Origin of the sequence: Pseudomonas sp. Sample_16, assembly GCF_004307665.1 — a bacterium.
In the GTDB taxonomy this organism is placed as follows: Bacteria; Pseudomonadota; Gammaproteobacteria; order Pseudomonadales; family Pseudomonadaceae; genus Aquipseudomonas.
Genome location: NZ_RCOB01000064.1, coordinates 1 through 15,741 on the forward strand (window position 1 = coordinate 1; position 15,741 = coordinate 15,741).

The 15,741-nt window shown below is 60.2% G+C and carries 15 protein-coding genes and 1 pseudogene; 8 read left to right on the forward strand and 8 right to left on the reverse strand.

The window, feature by feature from the left end; genetic code table 11:
• The first annotated feature begins 149 nt into the window (after nucleotides 1-149).
• The 3 genes and pseudogenes from D8U69_RS09070 to D8U69_RS09080 all read left to right on the forward strand — a co-directional run bounded on the left by D8U69_RS09070 (nucleotide 150) and on the right by D8U69_RS09080 (nucleotide 2,119).
• Nucleotides 150-404 (forward strand): hypothetical protein, encoded by a 255-nt coding sequence (locus D8U69_RS09070; RefSeq protein WP_130907157.1) that lies wholly within the window; start codon nucleotides 150-152, stop codon nucleotides 402-404.
• 150 nt (nucleotides 405-554) lie between these two features.
• Nucleotides 555-830, forward strand: a pseudogene (locus tag D8U69_RS09075) (transposase); the annotation flags it as partial.
• A gap of 278 nt (nucleotides 831-1,108) precedes the next feature.
• Nucleotides 1,109-2,119, forward strand: a complete 1,011-nt coding sequence (locus D8U69_RS09080; protein ID WP_130907158.1) for a GlxA family transcriptional regulator — start codon at nucleotides 1,109-1,111, stop codon at nucleotides 2,117-2,119.
• A gap of 36 nt (nucleotides 2,120-2,155) precedes the next feature.
• Here the strand turns inward: D8U69_RS09080 and D8U69_RS09085 are convergent, their stop codons facing one another.
• Together D8U69_RS09085 and D8U69_RS09090 are read right to left on the reverse strand one after the other, a co-directional pair.
• Nucleotides 2,156-3,016: a CAP domain-containing protein gene (locus D8U69_RS09085; RefSeq protein ID WP_130907159.1), complete on the reverse strand. Its 861-nt coding sequence runs from the start codon at nucleotides 3,014-3,016 to the stop codon at nucleotides 2,156-2,158.
• 154 nt (nucleotides 3,017-3,170) lie between these two features.
• The gene (locus D8U69_RS09090) at nucleotides 3,171-3,959 is read right to left on the reverse strand and encodes an alpha/beta hydrolase (protein WP_130907160.1); all 789 of its coding nucleotides are present in this window, start codon (nucleotides 3,957-3,959) and stop codon (nucleotides 3,171-3,173) included.
• A gap of 52 nt (nucleotides 3,960-4,011) precedes the next feature.
• Between D8U69_RS09090 and D8U69_RS09095 the strand changes: the two genes are divergently transcribed.
• The 4 genes from D8U69_RS09095 to D8U69_RS09110 all read left to right on the forward strand — a co-directional run bounded on the left by D8U69_RS09095 (nucleotide 4,012) and on the right by D8U69_RS09110 (nucleotide 7,789).
• Nucleotides 4,012-5,265 (forward strand): MFS transporter, encoded by a 1,254-nt coding sequence (locus D8U69_RS09095; RefSeq protein WP_130907161.1) that lies wholly within the window; start codon nucleotides 4,012-4,014, stop codon nucleotides 5,263-5,265.
• Between the two features lie 21 nt (nucleotides 5,266-5,286).
• Nucleotides 5,287-6,231 carry an aldo/keto reductase gene (locus tag D8U69_RS09100; RefSeq protein ID WP_130907162.1) on the forward strand — a complete coding sequence of 315 codons (945 nt, stop codon included), beginning with the start codon at nucleotides 5,287-5,289 and terminating at the stop codon, nucleotides 6,229-6,231.
• Nucleotides 6,232-6,343: 112 nt separating this feature from the next.
• Nucleotides 6,344-7,006, forward strand: coding sequence for a hypothetical protein (locus tag D8U69_RS09105; protein WP_130907163.1), 663 nt, complete (start codon nucleotides 6,344-6,346; stop codon nucleotides 7,004-7,006).
• A gap of 129 nt (nucleotides 7,007-7,135) precedes the next feature.
• Entirely contained in the window at nucleotides 7,136-7,789 is a 654-nt protein-coding gene (locus D8U69_RS09110) for a peroxiredoxin (RefSeq protein ID WP_056853417.1), read from the forward strand.
• A gap of 99 nt (nucleotides 7,790-7,888) precedes the next feature.
• Here D8U69_RS09110 and yghX read toward each other — a convergent pair whose 3' ends face one another.
• From yghX to D8U69_RS09140, 6 genes are all read right to left on the reverse strand, one after another.
• Nucleotides 7,889-8,776: a YghX family hydrolase gene (gene yghX / locus D8U69_RS09115; RefSeq protein WP_130907164.1), complete on the reverse strand. Its 888-nt coding sequence runs from the start codon at nucleotides 8,774-8,776 to the stop codon at nucleotides 7,889-7,891.
• A gap of 160 nt (nucleotides 8,777-8,936) precedes the next feature.
• A complete protein-coding gene (locus D8U69_RS09120; protein ID WP_130904720.1) occupies nucleotides 8,937-9,338 on the reverse strand; it encodes a heme-binding protein in 402 nt (133 codons plus the stop codon).
• A 17-nt stretch (nucleotides 9,339-9,355) separates the two neighbouring features.
• Nucleotides 9,356-10,576, reverse strand: coding sequence for a glycolate oxidase subunit GlcF (glcF, locus tag D8U69_RS09125; RefSeq protein ID WP_130904721.1), 1,221 nt, complete (start codon nucleotides 10,574-10,576; stop codon nucleotides 9,356-9,358).
• A 3-nt stretch (nucleotides 10,577-10,579) separates the two neighbouring features.
• Nucleotides 10,580-11,644 (reverse strand): glycolate oxidase subunit GlcE, encoded by a 1,065-nt coding sequence (glcE, locus tag D8U69_RS09130; RefSeq protein WP_130907165.1) that lies wholly within the window; start codon nucleotides 11,642-11,644, stop codon nucleotides 10,580-10,582.
• The gene (glcD, locus tag D8U69_RS09135) at nucleotides 11,644-13,143 is read right to left on the reverse strand and encodes a glycolate oxidase subunit GlcD (RefSeq protein ID WP_056853422.1); all 1,500 of its coding nucleotides are present in this window, start codon (nucleotides 13,141-13,143) and stop codon (nucleotides 11,644-11,646) included. The genes glcE and glcD overlap by 1 nt, the downstream gene beginning before the upstream one ends.
• 261 nt (nucleotides 13,144-13,404) lie before the next feature.
• The gene (locus tag D8U69_RS09140; protein WP_056853423.1) at nucleotides 13,405-15,168 is read right to left on the reverse strand and encodes an L-lactate permease; all 1,764 of its coding nucleotides are present in this window, start codon (nucleotides 15,166-15,168) and stop codon (nucleotides 13,405-13,407) included.
• Between the two features lie 178 nt (nucleotides 15,169-15,346).
• On the opposite strand from D8U69_RS09140, the gene D8U69_RS09145 reads away from it, so the two are divergent.
• Nucleotides 15,347-15,583 (forward strand): hypothetical protein, encoded by a 237-nt coding sequence (locus D8U69_RS09145; protein WP_130907166.1) that lies wholly within the window; start codon nucleotides 15,347-15,349, stop codon nucleotides 15,581-15,583.
• Nucleotides 15,584-15,741: the final 158 nt, after the last annotated feature.

The window sequence follows — 15,741 nt, forward strand, 5'->3', positions numbered from 1 at the left end:
CGTGGGCGAGGCCGACCAAGGAGCGGACTAGGAAAATAAATCTGTCCCCTTTTTTGCTTTTATAGTGCAGCTCAGGTCTTTGGAAATATGGTAGGAGCAGGAATTTCAGAAGTAATAGGGGACGAAGTCCAGTCGCTGGGTGATAACTAATGAAGCCAAAAAAAGTTGGGTTGCATTTGTTCTTGATGTTGATTGTATATGCCACTGCGTTATTTTATGTCGTAGGGCTATGCGGAAGTCTTATTGGTGCAGCAATAAATTACTACAAAAGTGGTGCTTGGACATTTGACGGGGATGATTTTCTAGTTTCGTTACGGTTTGCTCTTGTCTATGGCGCTTGGGGCGGAGCAGGAGTTTGGGGTTTGTCAAAAATTGAAGACGTTAAGAAAAAAAGAAAAAAATAAAATGAAAGAAGCTCTCACTTGAATTGCCGCATGAGGACCAATGTTTATTTTTTAAGCCACTTGATCCTTCGCTTTCAAAAAGGGGACAGGGACAGATTTATTTTTTCTCCTTTGCTACGCTGAAAACCTCCATGGAAGGAGAAGTAAAAAGTGCCCAGAATGGGACGCCTCGTATTACCCAACTATCCGCTCCACGTTGTGCAACGCGGTCATAACCGCCAGGTGGTATTTGCCGTTGCGGAGGATTATCAACGCTATCTGAGGGATTTACGTGAACTCAAAGATGCATGGGGCGTAAAGGTCTACGCCTACTGTTTGATGACCAACCCTGTTCATTTATTGTTGGCTCCGGGTACCTCGGCTGCTGGACTGGGGCAATTGATCAAAGCCCTGGCAGCGCGTGCGACGCGCTATCGCAATCGCCTTGCGATAGCCATTTTCTGACCTCCCCAATCCTCCCATCTTCAGCCGCTTCCTACGATCCTCCATGTCCTCATTGAAAACCCTCGGATTTCTGTGATTGCCTGATCAACCCCAACAAAATTTCTTCCGATGAACCCTCCCACTTGCTCGCAGTTATCAACTGGCGTAAACAATGCACGCACCGCGCAGGCGCAACTGTGCGGTTTATGCTGCGGAGCAGGAGTGATAGACATCAAGGCGCTAAATCACATGTACGACCACACGACGAAGCGAGGCGGGCGTTGGTAGAGCGACGTCAGTTCAGCGGTGCGATGAAGGGCAAGAACCTTCGCTACCTCAATGAACAGGAAGGCCATTCAATTCGCGCCCGGGCAGGTTTTTTGCTGCTGGAGCATTTTTCGTTGCCCGCGTTTACCCAGGCACTCGATACGATTGTCACTGCGAACCTGCTGCGGCCAGAGCTGTTTTCCACCAAGACTTTCGGTTTGCGCGAAGGTGAAGTGATCAGCGATTTGGGGTTGGTGATCCGCCCGGATGCTCGCCTCGATCATGGGCAGATTATGCAGCTCGATCTGTTGGTGATTTGTGGCGGGTATCGAACGGCGCTCCAGGCTGACGACGTGCTGGTCAGTCTTTTGCAAGGGGCCGCCGAAGCAGGCGTGAAGCTGGCAGGGATCTGGAATGGCGCCTGGTTTCTCGGTCGAGCCGGTTTGCTGGACGGTTATCGCTGCGCGATCCACCCGGAGCATCGTCCCGCGCTGGCGGAAATCGCCAAACTCACCCAGGTCACCAGCGAAGCGTATGTGGTGGACCGCGATCGTCTGACGGCGTCCAGTCCCAACGGTGCGTTCTACATGGCGCTGGAATGGATCAGAGGTTTGCACGACAAGGCGCTGACCGACGGTATTGAAGACATACTGGCATTTGAAGCGTCGCGCTATCGACGCATCAAACCCAGCCTCAATGTCTCTGTCAGCGGCCCGCTGCGCGAGGTGGTCAACCTGATGGATGCCAACCTGGAAGAGCCTTTGGAGATGGAGACGCTTTGTCTGTATGCCGGTCGTTCCCGACGGCAGATCGAGCGACTGTTCAAAGAGCAGTTGGGTACGACACCGCAGCGCTATTACATGGACTTGCGCATCACTGAGGCACGCCGGTTGCTGCAGCACACGACCTTGACCATCGTCGAAGTCTCCGTCGCCTGTGGCTTCGTTTCACCGAGCCACTTCAGCAAATGCTACAGCGCCTATTTCGGCTATCGACCGTCCAAGGAAACCCGGTTGGTGAAGTAACGACTCGATGAATGATCGGCAATCACAGCGAGCCGATCATTTCGCCCCGAACAGCATCGTCCAGTAGACCCCTTCATCGCTGCGTGCGTCCGTCGCAAAGCCCGCACCCACTTGAGTGAACATCGGGTTCATCAGGTTGGCGCAATGCCCGGGGCTGGCGAGCCATCCGGCCATTGCCTTGTTCGCCGAGCCTTGGCCGGCTGCAATGTTTTCGCCGATCTGCCGACCACGGTAACCGGCGGCGCGCGCCCGGTCCGCAGGGGTGTCGCCATCGGGGTCGCGGTGGGCGAAGTAGTTACCGTAGGCCATCGCTTTACTGTGGCCTTGCGCGGCAGCCCCGAGACTTGCATCCCAGGATAACGGACGGGCCGCGGCGAAACGCTGGCGACCGCACAGCCGTGGTTTGGCCCGGGCGGCATTCACTTGCGCCAGCAAAGCTTTGCTAACGGCTCGCGGATCGGCCATTTGACTGTCGAGAACGGGACGGGCCAATACCACTTGCCACTCACCCCGACTGCGGCTCACACCGATGTCAGCGTACTGGCTATCGAGCAGTGCGGCGCAGTGATCATCCTGCAGCAGTTCAAAGGCCTCTTCGGCATCCTGCGCACCCACCACGCGGATGGAACGCACGGCGACAGCCTGGTAACCGGATGCCTTCAATCGATCGCGTAAACCGCCACCGTAACCCACCGGCAATGCCAGGTTTGACTTCAGGGCCAGCGGCGACAAGCGCTGGGCCGGTCGGCGCGTGCAGTCTCGCGGATGGGCACGGTAATCGTTGATGGCTTCCACCAGTTGTCGCTCCACGCCGGCGTGGGCGGAGTTAATGAAAAAGGGTAGTGAGGTCAACAGGCACAGCGAAGTGAAGCGCAAGACAAGAGTGGTTTGGCGCATGGTGCGGACAGCTCTGCAGAGATGACAACGATAGGGAGGTGGGTTGAACGCCGATCTAAGACTGGGCTTGCGAAACAAGGTTCAAGGGACCGCTGCGCTTATTGGCTGCTGAAGCTTTCTGTCCGACGGACGCACTCGATGTTGGCGTTTGTTGCTATAACCCATCCCCCAGCGCCTTGAAGTACTCAGGGCTGTCGCTGATCGAATTGTGCCCCGCCCCCTTGATGATCTGCATCGATGCCACGCCCTTGGCGAAGTGGCTGTACAGCCGTTGCGTGCTGGAATTTGGAATCACTTCGTCATGTTCGGCGGCAATCAGCCGCGTCGGCACTGCGATGTGTGATGCATAGCGCCAGGATTCAAATTTGTCCTGCAACAGCCACCGCACCGGGAACCATCGGAACTGACGGGCGGCGAGCTCTTCGAGGCTGTTGTAAGGCGTGACCAGCAGCAGGCGGGTGGCCGGTCGAGAACTGGCCAATCGCACCGCGACGCCTGACCCCAGGCTGCGGCCGACCACGATGATGTGCGGATGATCGGCATAGACCTTGTCGAACAAGGTCATGGCGTCGCGGGCAATGGCCTCCTCGGAGGGCGATCCACTGCTGCCGCCGTAGCCTCGGTAATGCATGAAGTACAGTGCATGGTCCGGGAAGGCCTCGGCGAAGCCGGGCAGGCTGCGGGAAACGTCTTCGGCATTGCCACCGAAATAAATCAGCGCCTTGGGGCCGTCGTGCGAACGCACCGAAACCAGCACCTGCGCGTCATCGACGGGCAGCGTGAGCAATGCTTGCGCTGAACCAGCGGCGCGGGGTTGCGGGTAGTAGATCAGCGAGCGCTGAAACACGTACAGCGCTGCGCAAAGCGACAGATACGCTGCGGCAAGGATGACAACGAGTAACACCAGGGTTCGGGACATTCGACTAACGTTAGTGGGCGGCATTGACGGCTCCGGGGTGCTGTCAGAGTGTAGCTGGCGGTGAAGGAGGGCACCGATGCCCATCGGTCTCAAGTGGCTCAATGTGTTGCCTTCGGAAAGAGCGGCCCTGGCCCTGGGTTTTGCTTTTCATTTTTGCGTGCTCGCCAGCTATTACCTGGTGCGACCGTTGCGCGATGCGCTTGGGCTGGAGGGCGGCGCCGATCAATTGCAGTGGCTGTTCACCGCCACGTTTGTGGTGATGCTGCTGATGGTGCCGGTGTTCGGCGCGCTGGCGTCGCGTCTGCCGGCCACGCGCTTCGTCCCGTTGATCTACCGCGTCATTGCCGCCTCGATGCTGGTGTTCGGCCTGCTGATCGCCAACCACGTCGCGCCAGTGACGGTCGGGCGGGTGTTCTTTGTCTGGATCAGTATCTACAACCTGTTCATCGTCTCGATTTTCTGGAGTGTGCTGGTCGACCGTTTTACCAGTGAACAGGGCCGGCGGCTGTTCGGTTGCATCGCCGCCGGTGGCACCCTCGGCACGTTTATCGGGCCGCTGCTCGCGGCGACCATGGCCACCCGGCTTGGCCCGGTGGCATTGACCGTTGCGGCGGCACTGTTGCTGGAGATCGCCGTGCATTGCTATCGAGGGCTGCTGGCGCGCACGCAGTCGCAATCGGGCAAGCCGTTACTCGACGAACGGCGCATGGGCGGCAACATGCTCGCCGGCATCACCCTGATCCTGCGGTCCCCGTACTTGTTGGGGCTGGTGCTGTTCATGCTGCTGCACACCAGCGCCGCGACCCTGTTGTATTTCGAGCAGGGACGGATTGTCGCTGACAGCTACGCTGATACAGGCAGCCGGACGCAATTCTTCGCCATTGTCGATTTGATCGTGTCGGCACTGACCCTGACGTTGCAACTGCTGCTGACCGCACCCTTGATCCGCCTGGTGGGGATCGGCGGTGCGCTGCTGGCAATGCCGTTGGCGACCATCGTGGCCTTTGCCGCCATGGCACTGGCACCGGTGCCGGCCACCGTGGCACTGGCCCAAGGCTTGCGCCGGGCTGTGGAGTTCGCCCTCGTGCGACCGGCGCGGGAGGTATTGTGGACAGTGGTCAGCCGCGAAGAGAAGTACAAGGCCAAGAATGTCATCGAGACCCTGGTCTATCGCGGCGGCGATGCCGCCAGTGGCTGGTTGTCCGCCGGTTTGACGGCGTTGGGCGCAGGATTTGGCCTGGTGGCGCTGGTCATCGTGCCATTTGCCGGGATGTGGGGCGGGTTATGTCTGTGGCTGGCTCGGCGCCAGGCGCAACAAGTCGAAACCTGATTGGCGGGCGAGGGACGATTTATGAGCCATCCTGTGGGGTACACCCGTAGAAAAATTCTTACGCTGGCTGCCGGTGTTTCGGCGGTCTTCACGTTCGGTCCGACCGGCGCACAAACCCCGCCGTCGACGGGAACAGGAGGCAAGAACATGCAGACCCGCGTCATCCCTTCCAGCAAAGAGTCGTTGCCCATTGTCGGCCTGGGCACCTATCGCGGTTTTGACGTGGCCCCGGACGATGTCGCCTACAAGCAACTGCCCGCCGTGCTGCGCGCATTGTTCGAGAAGGGCGGGACGGTGATCGACAGCTCGCCAATGTACGGCCGTGCCGAACAGACCACCGGTGAACTGTTGTCCATCCACGAGCCCCGCTCACCAGCGTTCCTGGCAACCAAGGTCTGGACCCGGGGCCGCGAAGAGGGCATCGCGCAGATGGAGCAGTCGTTCAAGTTGTTGCAGACCGATCGTATCGACCTGATGCAGATCCACAACCTTCTCGACTGGCAAACCCATCTGCCAACATTGCGCCGATGGAAGGAAGAGGGGCGCATTCGTTACATCGGTATCACCCATTACACCGCATCGGCGTATGAGGAAGTGGAAGCGGTGCTCAAGGCCGAGCCGCTGGATTTCTTGCAGATCAACTATGCGCTGGATGATCGCGGTGTCGAAAAACGCATCCTGCCGCTGTGTCGCGAGCGCGGTGTAGCGGTGATTTGCAACCGGCCGTTCGGCGGCGGTGGCTTGTTGGGGCGACTCAAGGACAAACCGCTACCGGGCTGGGCGGCTCAAGTCGGGGTCAAGAGCTGGCCGCAACTGGCGCTCAAGTTTTTGTTGTCGCATTCGGCGGTGACCTGCGTCATTCCCGGCACCGGTAACCCGCGCTACATGGCTGAAAACGCCGGTGCCGGTTTCGGGCCGATGCTCACCGATGCGCAACGGCATCAATTGATCGCCATGGTGGATTGACGAGGGCTCGCTCGATCAGCAGCAGGCACGTTCCTGACTACACTGAGTGAAGCATTCGGATTTAACCTCCCTTGAACACGACGGCTCGCCTGCGGGCCGTAAGGCCGTGCCTATGCAAGACAACCGCGAACAGCTGCGTACACGCGTGCTCGATCCTGTCGATCGGGTCACGGAAGTGATTTTTGGCTTGCTGATGGCCATGACTTTCACCGGCACTATCAGTGTTGCGACCGCCAATCAGGAAGAGGAGCGCACCATGATGATTGCCGCGCTCGGCTGCAACCTGGCCTGGGGGTTGGCGGACGCGGTGATGTATCTGTTGCGCACGGTGATCGAACGCACGCGCAACCGCACACTGTTTGCCGGTTTGCGCGCGGGCGCGGACGCAAGCGCCGGCCAGGCACTGATTGCCGATGCGTTGCCACCGCGTATCGCCACGGCGGCTGGCACCGAAGGCCTGGAAGTGTTGCGCCAGCGCCTGGTCGCATCGCCGGCCGTACCGAATCATCCGTTTCTGGGTCTGGATGACTTCAAGGGTGCGCTGGGCGTTTTCCTGTTGGTGGTGCTCGCGACATTCCCACTGGTGGTGCCGTTCCTGCTGCTTGAGCAGACGGGGCTGGCGGTACGTTTGTCCAACCTGATCGGGCTGGTAGTGCTGTTCGTGGCTGGCTGGTTGCTGGCGCGATACGCCGGAGCAAAACCCTGGCAGGGCGCGGTGGCGATGGCGGTTGTCGGTGCAGCGCTGATCACGGCAATCATCGCGCTGGGTGGCTGAGCGTGGGCTTGCAGCCTGTCATCATTCGTCTCCTATACTCAGTCGCGTTGACTGGCTCGACAGCCATGCACGAATGCTGTTGCGCGTGCTCTGACAGCATCCCTGAAACTCACTTTAAGGAGATCGATCATGACCATTCGCATTGGCGATGAAGCACCGGATTTCACCGCCGACACCACCGAAGGCCCTATCAATTTTCACCAGTGGATTGGTGATGGCTGGGCCATTCTGTTTTCCCATCCCAAGGATTTCACACCGGTCTGCACCACTGAACTGGGCTATCTGGCCAAGCTCAAGCCCGAGTTCGACAAGCGCAACACCAAGATCCTCGGCCTGAGCATCGACCCGGTCAGTGATCACAACAAGTGGGTCGGTGACATTGAAGAAACCCAGGGCAACGCCGTCAATTATCCGTTGATCGGCGACGAAAACCTGGTGGTGGCCAAGCTCTATGACATGATCCATCCGAACGCCAGCGGCGGCTCGCGCACCGCTGTGGACAACGCCACCGTGCGCTCGGTGTTCCTGGTCGGGCCGGACAAGAAGGTCAAGGCCATGCTGATCTACCCGATGAGTGCTGGGCGTAACTTCGATGAAGTGCTGCGCCTGCTCGATTCGCTGCAACTCAATGCCAAGCACACCGTGGCTACGCCGGTGAACTGGCGTCCGGGTGAGGACGTGATCATTCCGACGTCGGTGTCCGATGAGGACGCGAAGAAGAAGTATCCGGATGGGTTCAAGACTTTGAAGCCTTATCTGCGCACCGTGGCGCAGCCCAAGTAATCAGCGGCAGTGACACCGCCAACGCGAGCAGGCTTGCTCCCACATTCGATCACCTGTGGGAGCGAGCCTGCTCGCGATAGGGCCGGTCCTGCCGGCCTGTCAAACCAGATACTTGCGAAACCACTCCAACGTCCGATCCCACGCCAGTTTCGCCGCCGCTTCGTCATAACGCGGTGTGGAGTCGTTGTGGAAACCGTGATTGGCGCCCGGGTAGATATACGCTTCATACGTCTTGCCGTTGGCCTTCAGTGCCTGCTCATAAGCCGGCCAGCCTTCATTGATTCGCGTATCCAGTTCGCCAAAGTGCAGCATCACCGGCGCCTTGATCCGGGGCACATCCTTGGCATCGGGTTGGCGGCCATAAAACGAAACGGCGGCGCCCAGTTCCGGGTAAGCCACCGCCGCCGCATTGGTCACGCCACCGCCGTAACAGAACCCGGTGATGCCGACTTTGCCGTTGCCGGCATCATGTTTCATCATCCATTCCACAGCCGCGAAAAAGTCATTCATGAGCTTTTTCGGGTCGACCTTTTCCTGTAGCGCGCGACCCTTGTCGTCATTGCCCGGATAGCCACCCACCGAACTCAGGCCATCCGGAGCGAGGGCGATAAAACCGGCCTTGGCCACACGTCGGGCGACGTCTTCAATGTACGGGTTGAGCCCACGGTTTTCATGCACGACCACTACACCCGCGACCTTGCCGGTGGCTTTGGCCGGGCGCACCAGATAACCACGTACCTGCCCGTGACCCTTGGGCGACGGGTAGGTGATGTATTCAGCGATGATGTCCGGGTCGGTGAACTCGACTTGCTCGGCGAGCGCGTAATTCGGGCTCAGGGACGCGAGCAGCGCACTGGCAGTCAAACCACCAAGCGTGAACAACGCGGCGCGGTCGAGAAATTCGCGGCGGTTGATCAGGCCATGGGCGTAAAAGTCGTAGAGTTCCAGCAGCTGCGGGGCAAAGTCTTTCGCGGTGAGGCGGGTCATCGGTGTGCTTCCTCTTCGGCGGGTTGGACACTACCCCCGTAGGAGCGAGCCTGCTCGCGATGGCGGTGTATCAGGCAAACGGATGTTGGATGTGCCGCCGTCATCGCGGGCAAGCCCGCTCCCACAGGGATCTGCGGGGGTTGTTAAATGTGCATCGCGATCACTTCAAACACTGCGCCCCGGCTTTCGCCACTTGCGCATCCTGCTCGGCCTTGACGCCCGACACGCCCACCGCGCCGATCACCTGGCCGTCGACGATGACTGGCACGCCGCCCTCCAGCGATGTCAGCAGTGGCGCCGATAGAAAAGCCGTGCGGCCGCCGTTGACCATCTCTTCATAGCCCTTCGATTCCCGCCGACCCAGCGCCGAAGTGCGGGCTTTTTCCGTGGCGATATAGGCGCTGATGGGCGAAGCGCCGTCGAGGCGTTCCAGGGCCAGAGGATGACCGCCGTCATCGACCACCACGATGGTCACCGGCCACTGGTTGGCCTGGGCTTCGGTCCGCGCCGCAGTCAGGATCTGGCTGACTTCGGCCTGGCTCAGGATGGCTTTGCTGTTCATGGGCAATCTCCGGGGCGTTATTGGGACAGGGCGGCTTCGACCAGTTCGATCCAGTGCCGGACCGGTGTACGGCCCGCGCCATCGAGGTGCGACTGGCAGCCGATATTGGCCGTGGCGATGACTTCGGGGTAGCCGCTTTCCAGGGCATTCATCTTGTTGTCACGCAGTTGTCGGGCCAGTTCCGGCTGGGTCAGCGAATAGGTGCCCGCCGAGCCACAGCATAGATGACCGTCGGGCACGGTCGTCAGATTGAAGCCCAGGCGCATCAACACCGACTCCACTGCGCCACCGAGTTTCTGCGCGTGCTGCAACGTGCAAGGGCAATGAAACGCCACGCGTCGGGCGTTATGAATGCCGAGTTGTTCCAGTGGCTCGTTACGCAGTACTTCGACCAGGTCCTTGGCCAGAGCACTGACGGTTTTGGCCTTGTCGGCGTAGGCCGGGTCGCGTTCGAGCAAATGCCCGTAATCCTTGATAAATGCACCGCACCCACTGGCCGTTTGCACGATGGCTTCGGCGCCGCTTTCAATGCTGGGCCACCAGGCGTCGATGTTGTGCCGGGCACGGTCCAGCCCGGTCGCCTGGGCGTCGAGATGATAATCCACGGCACCGCAACAACCGGCCTCGCGGGCCGGCATGACACTGATGCCCAACCGATCGAGCACCCGCGCAGCGGCCACGTTGGTATTGGGTGACAGCCCCGGTTGTACGCAACCTTCGAGCATCAACACCTGCCTGGCGTGGCGGGTGGTGGGGCGTTTTTTGGTTGCCGGTGAACTGCGCGGCAATTTGCTTTGCAATGTGCCAGGCAGCAGCGCACGGAACATCTGGCCGCTGTTGACCAGACCCTTGAACAGGTCCGCATGCGGCACCAACGTGCGCAGCCCTTCGCGTAACAGGCGCTGACCAATCGGGCGCGGCACTGCCGCATCGACCACCGCCCGGCCGATGTCCAGCAGGTTGTGATAGTCGACGCCGGACGGGCAGGTGGTTTCGCAGTTACGGCACGACAGGCAACGGTCCAGATGTTGCTGGGTTTTCTGCGTGACCTCGTTGCCCTCGAGCACTTGCTTGATCAGGTAAATGCGCCCGCGCGGGCCATCCAGTTCATCGCCGAGCAACTGATAGGTAGGGCAAGTGGCATTGCAGAAGCCGCAGTGCACACAGGTGCGCAGGATGCTGTCGGCTTCTTCGGCGCGGGGCAGTTGGCGAGCATTTTCACTCAGGGTGGTCTGCATGGTTCAAAGCTCCGCGTACAGACGTCCGGGGTTGAAAATGCCCCGGGGATCGAGTTGCTGCTTGAGGTTGCGGTGATAGCGCATCAGCCCGTCGGGCAGTGGCTGGAACGGAGTGTCGGTGAGGCCGTGGCTGTAGCAGGTCACGTGGCCGCCGACTTCCTCGACGACCTGGCGAATGAATGCTGCCTGGGCGTCGGACTTGAGCCAGCGCTGGGCGCCGCCCCAGTCGATGAGCTGCTTGCCGGGCAGCGACAGGCGCGGCGTGTTGTTGGGCAAGGACAGCCGCCACAACGGTTGGTCCTCGTCGAAGAAACTCAAGCGCTGTTCATTGAGATCCGCCCAGTACGCCGCCTCAAGCAGCTCACCACCCAAACGGTCATGGGCCGCCGCCACCGAGCCTTCACCGCCCTCGAGCCGCAGCTGCAAGCGTTCGCCATCGTGACACGCGGCACTGATCGGCAACGGTTGCTGGCCCCATTCTGCCAGGCGCAACAGCGCGCGCTCAGCGCTCATTTCAAGACTGATGCTCAAGGCTTGGCGGGGTTTGGGCAAAACCTTGAGCGAGACTTCAGTGACCAAGCCCAGGGTTCCGTAGCTACCGGCCATCAGCCGCGACAGGTCGTAGCCGGCGACGTTCTTCATCACTTCGCCACCGAAACGCAAATGCTTTCCCTGGCCGGTGATCACCCGTGTGCCGAGGACGAAATCGCGTACCGAGCCAGACCAGGGCCGCCGCGGCCCCGACAACCCGCAGGCAATCATGCCGCCAACGGTGGCGCCATCGCCAAAGGCTGGCGGTTCACAGGGCAGCATCTGCTGGGCGGCGTCCAGCACTTGCTTGAGTTCGGCCAATGGCGTACCGCAACGCACGGTGATCACCAACTCAGTCGGGTCGTAACTGACGATGCCGCGATGTGATCGGGTGTCGAGTATTTCGCCGGCCGTCATGCGCCCGAGAAACGCTTTGCTGTTGGCGCCCTGGATGCGCAACGGCGTGGCGTTTTCCAATGCCTCGTTGACCTGCTCCAGCAGCAGCGCGCTGTCGTCCAAATCGGCTCTTGCGTACATCAGAAACGCTCCAGGTCAGGGAACGGCAGTTTTCCGGCATGCACGTGCATTGCACCAAATTCGGCGCAGCGGTGCAGGGTCGGGATGTTCTTGCCGGGGTTGAGCAAGCCACCGGGGTCGAACGCGGCCTTGATCGCGTGAAACAGGGTCAGCTCATCGCTGTTGAACTGTGCGCACATCTGATTGATCTTTTCGCGCCCGACACCGTGTTCACCGGTGATGCTGCCGCCGACCTTCACGCACAGCTCCAGAATCTTGCCGCCCAGGGTTTCGGCACGCTCCAGTTCACCGGGCTGATTGGCATCGAACAGAATCAGCGGGTGCATGTTGCCGTCGCCGGCGTGGAACACATTGGCGACGCGCAAACCGTATTCCGCCGACAGCTCGGCAATGGCCTTGAGCACGCCGGGCAATTCGCGGCGCGGAATGGTGCCGTCCATGCAGTAATAATCCGGTGACAGGCGACCGACCGCCGGAAAGGCGTTTTTCCGACCGGCCCAGAACCGCACCCGTTCGGCTTCGTCTTTGGCCAGGCGCACTTCGGTGGCGCCAGCCTGTTCCAGCACCTGGCGCACGCGGTCGCAGTCGTCATGCACATCGGCTTCAACGCCGTCGAGTTCGCACAGCAAAATGGCTTCGGCCTCAACCGGATACCCGGCGTGGATGAAGTCTTCAGCGGCGCGGATAGCCAGGTTATCCATCATCTCCAGGCCACCGGGGATGATCCCGGCAGCGATGATATCGCCGACGGCACGGCCGGCTTTTTCCACGGAATCGAACGCCGCCAGCAGTACCTTGGCGGATTGCGGCTTGGGCAACAACTTGACCGTGACTTCGGTAATGACCCCGAGCATGCCTTCGGAACCGGTGAACAGTGCGAGCAGATCCAAACCCGGTGAGTCTAGGGCGTCGGAGCCCAGCGTCAGGTGTTCGCCATCGACGGTGAGGATGTCCACCTTGAGCAGGTTGTGCACGGTCAGCCCGTATTTCAAGCAATGCACGCCACCGGCATTTTCCGCGACATTGCCGCCGATGGAACAGGCGATTTGCGAGGAGGGATCGGGGGCGTAATACAAGCCATAAGGTGCGGCGGCCTGGGAAATCGCCAGGTTACGCACGCCCGGCTGAACCCGCGCAGTGCGGGCTGCGGCGTCGATATGCAGGATCTGATTGAAGCGCGCCATCACCAGTAGCACGCCTTTTTCCAGCGGCAATGCGCCGCCCGATAAACCGGTCCCGGCACCCCGAGCCACCACCGGCACCCGGCGCTCATGGCACAGGCGCAATATCCCTTGAACCTGCGCGATTTCACGCGGCAACACCACCAGCATCGGTGTGGTGCGGTAGGCGGAAAGCCCATCGCACTCGTACGGCTTGAGTTCTTCCTGCTGGTGCAGGATTTCCAGGTCGGGCATCTGCGTTTGCAGGGCCTGCAGCAGTGCGTTTTTGTCGACGTCGGGCAGGGTGCCGTCAACGCGTTCATCGTAAAGAATGTTCATCGGCGCTCGACACTCGGTTTGTTGTTATGGGATTGCTTGCCTTGGGTTTGTCCCTATCTTTTCGTCCCTGGTAAAGCGCTTTTCATTCAATAAGTTTTGCCCTGAAACGCAGATACGCAAGTACCACCGCAATCCCGGCCCCTGAAGGAGCGAGCCTGCTCGCGATGTACTCCAGAACTGCCCTTCGAAGAAAAAGCCCGGGAGGCGGACCTCCCGGGCAAGGGCTTGAGCTTCAGTGCAGTGAAACCTCGGTCTGTCGATTCAATTTCCGCCCACCACCATACTGCTGAATGGCGCCACATACGCTTGCAACGTCACCAAACCGCCGACCAGGATCGCCAGGATGATCGAGTGGAAGAACACGTATCGCAGGATTTCCCCTTCGTGGCCGTACCATCGGGTAGCGGTGGAGGCGACCACAATCGACTGCGCATCGACCATCTTGCCCATCACCCCACCGGAACTGTTGGCCGCTGCCATCAACACCGGGCTCAGGCCCAGTTGCTCGGCGGTGACCCGTTGCAAGCCGCCGAACAGCACGTTGGACGCGGTGTCTGAGCCCGTCAGCGCCACGCCGAGCCAGCCGAGTAATGTGCCGAACATCGGATAGAAGATTCCCGTCGCGGCAAAGGCCAGGCCCATGGTGGCATCCAGCCCGGAGTAACGGGTGAGGAAACCCAGGGCAAGCATCGCCGTGATGGTGATCAACGAATAGCGCACCACCCACAGGGTTCGCAGGTATTGGTGGATCAATTGCGGGATGGAATAGCCCATCAGCAATCCACCGACAATCGCTGCCAGCAGGATCCCGCTGCCGGTGGAGGTGAACCAGGTGAATTTGTAGACCGCCTCTTCGACTTTAGGCGCTGGCACCACCGGTGGCACTTTTTCGATTTGCTGGTGGATGGTGGTGAAGGTCAGGACCGGGGCGAACACCGGGTTGGCTTCGCGCATCGGCTTGCCCTGCGGGTCGAGCTTGGCCGAATTGGTGGCCGGATCAATCGCCGGGCGGGTGTCGAACATGTTCTTGAAGCCTTGGGTACCCCAGGCGAATACGAATACCGTGAGGATGATCCACGGCATCCACGCGCGCATTACAGCCTTTTTCGATTCGCTGGAAAACGCCGCGCTCGGCTCGATTTTCGACTCATATTCGGCGTCGATCTTCGAGTTATCGACTCGGCCGGTGAGGGCGGCGGACGTGTGTACGGTGGCCGGTTTCCAGACTTTCAGGAAACCGGTCAGGCAGGCCATGGAAATCAATGCGGCGATCACGTCCACCAGCATCGGCCCGTGATAGTTGGAAACAAGAAATTGCGGAATGGCAAAACTGACCCCGGTGACCACGATGGCCGGCCAGATTTCCAGCATCTTGCGCCACCCGGCAAAGGCCCAGATCAACCAGAACGGCACGATCACCGAGAAGAACGGCAATTGCCGCCCGACCATCATCGACAGCTCCATTTCATCCAGCCCGGTGACTTTGGCCAGGGTAATGATCGGTGTGCCCAACGCGCCGAATGCCACCGGTGCGGTGTTGGCGATCAGCGCCAGGCCCGAAGCGGCCAGCGGCGAAAAGCCCAGGCCGATCAGAATCGCGCCGGTCACCGCCACCGGCGTACCGAAACCGGCCGCGCCCTCGAAGAAAGCGCCGAAGCAGAAGGCGATCAGCAGCAATTGCAGGCGCCGGTCGTCGGTGATCCGCGCCAGGGAATCCTGCAGCACTTTGAACGAGCCGTTCTCGGTGGTGAGGCGGTGCAGGAAGATGATGTTCAACACGATCCAGCCAATCGGCAGCAAGCCATTGGCCGCGCCGTAGAGTGCAGCAGACCCCGCCATGTTGGCGGGCATGCCGAATGCGAAAATCGCGATCACCAGCGCCGAGGCCAGGGCGAGCAGTGCCGCCAGGTGGGCCTTGACATGGAAAAATGCGAGGGCTGCCAGCATCACCACCACCGGCACGGCGGCCATGACGGTGGAGAGTACCGGGTTATTGAACGGATCGTAGATTTGCTGCCAAACCATGTTCCACCTCTGCTTTTTATTGTTGGATGCGCAGACCCCGGAGGGGCGGTGGCTTGTAGTATAGGTGGCATTTCGCCGCTGTCAGGTTGAGTGTTCAGAGTCGCGAATCAGCGCGATTGCGGGGCTGAGCTAGGATTGGCAGTAAGGTCGAAAATCCTGCGACGGGAGGAAAATTGCAATGACTGAGCGCCATCTGGACCACAAGGAGACGCTGTCGAACGGATGCAGCATTCGGGTCAAAGCCGAGATTTTGAAGGACGGTTCGCTGGGGATGTTCATCGGCGTCTATCGGCCGGACGGCACGCCGATCGACGAAAACCATGACCCGAAACCGCACTTGCTGGACATGGAAGCGGCGATGGATTGGGGTATCGATATCGCCAAGGGTATCGGCAACAGTCAGCGAACGTTGTAGGGATTGGTTTTGGAACAGCGGTGACGCCATCGCTGGCAAGCAAGCTCCCACAGGGATTGCTGAGATTTTGTGGGAGCTGGCTTGCCGGCGATGCGTTTCTTAGTGCTTGAACATCACATGCCGAACGACGGTGTAATCCTCGAGCCCATACATCGACA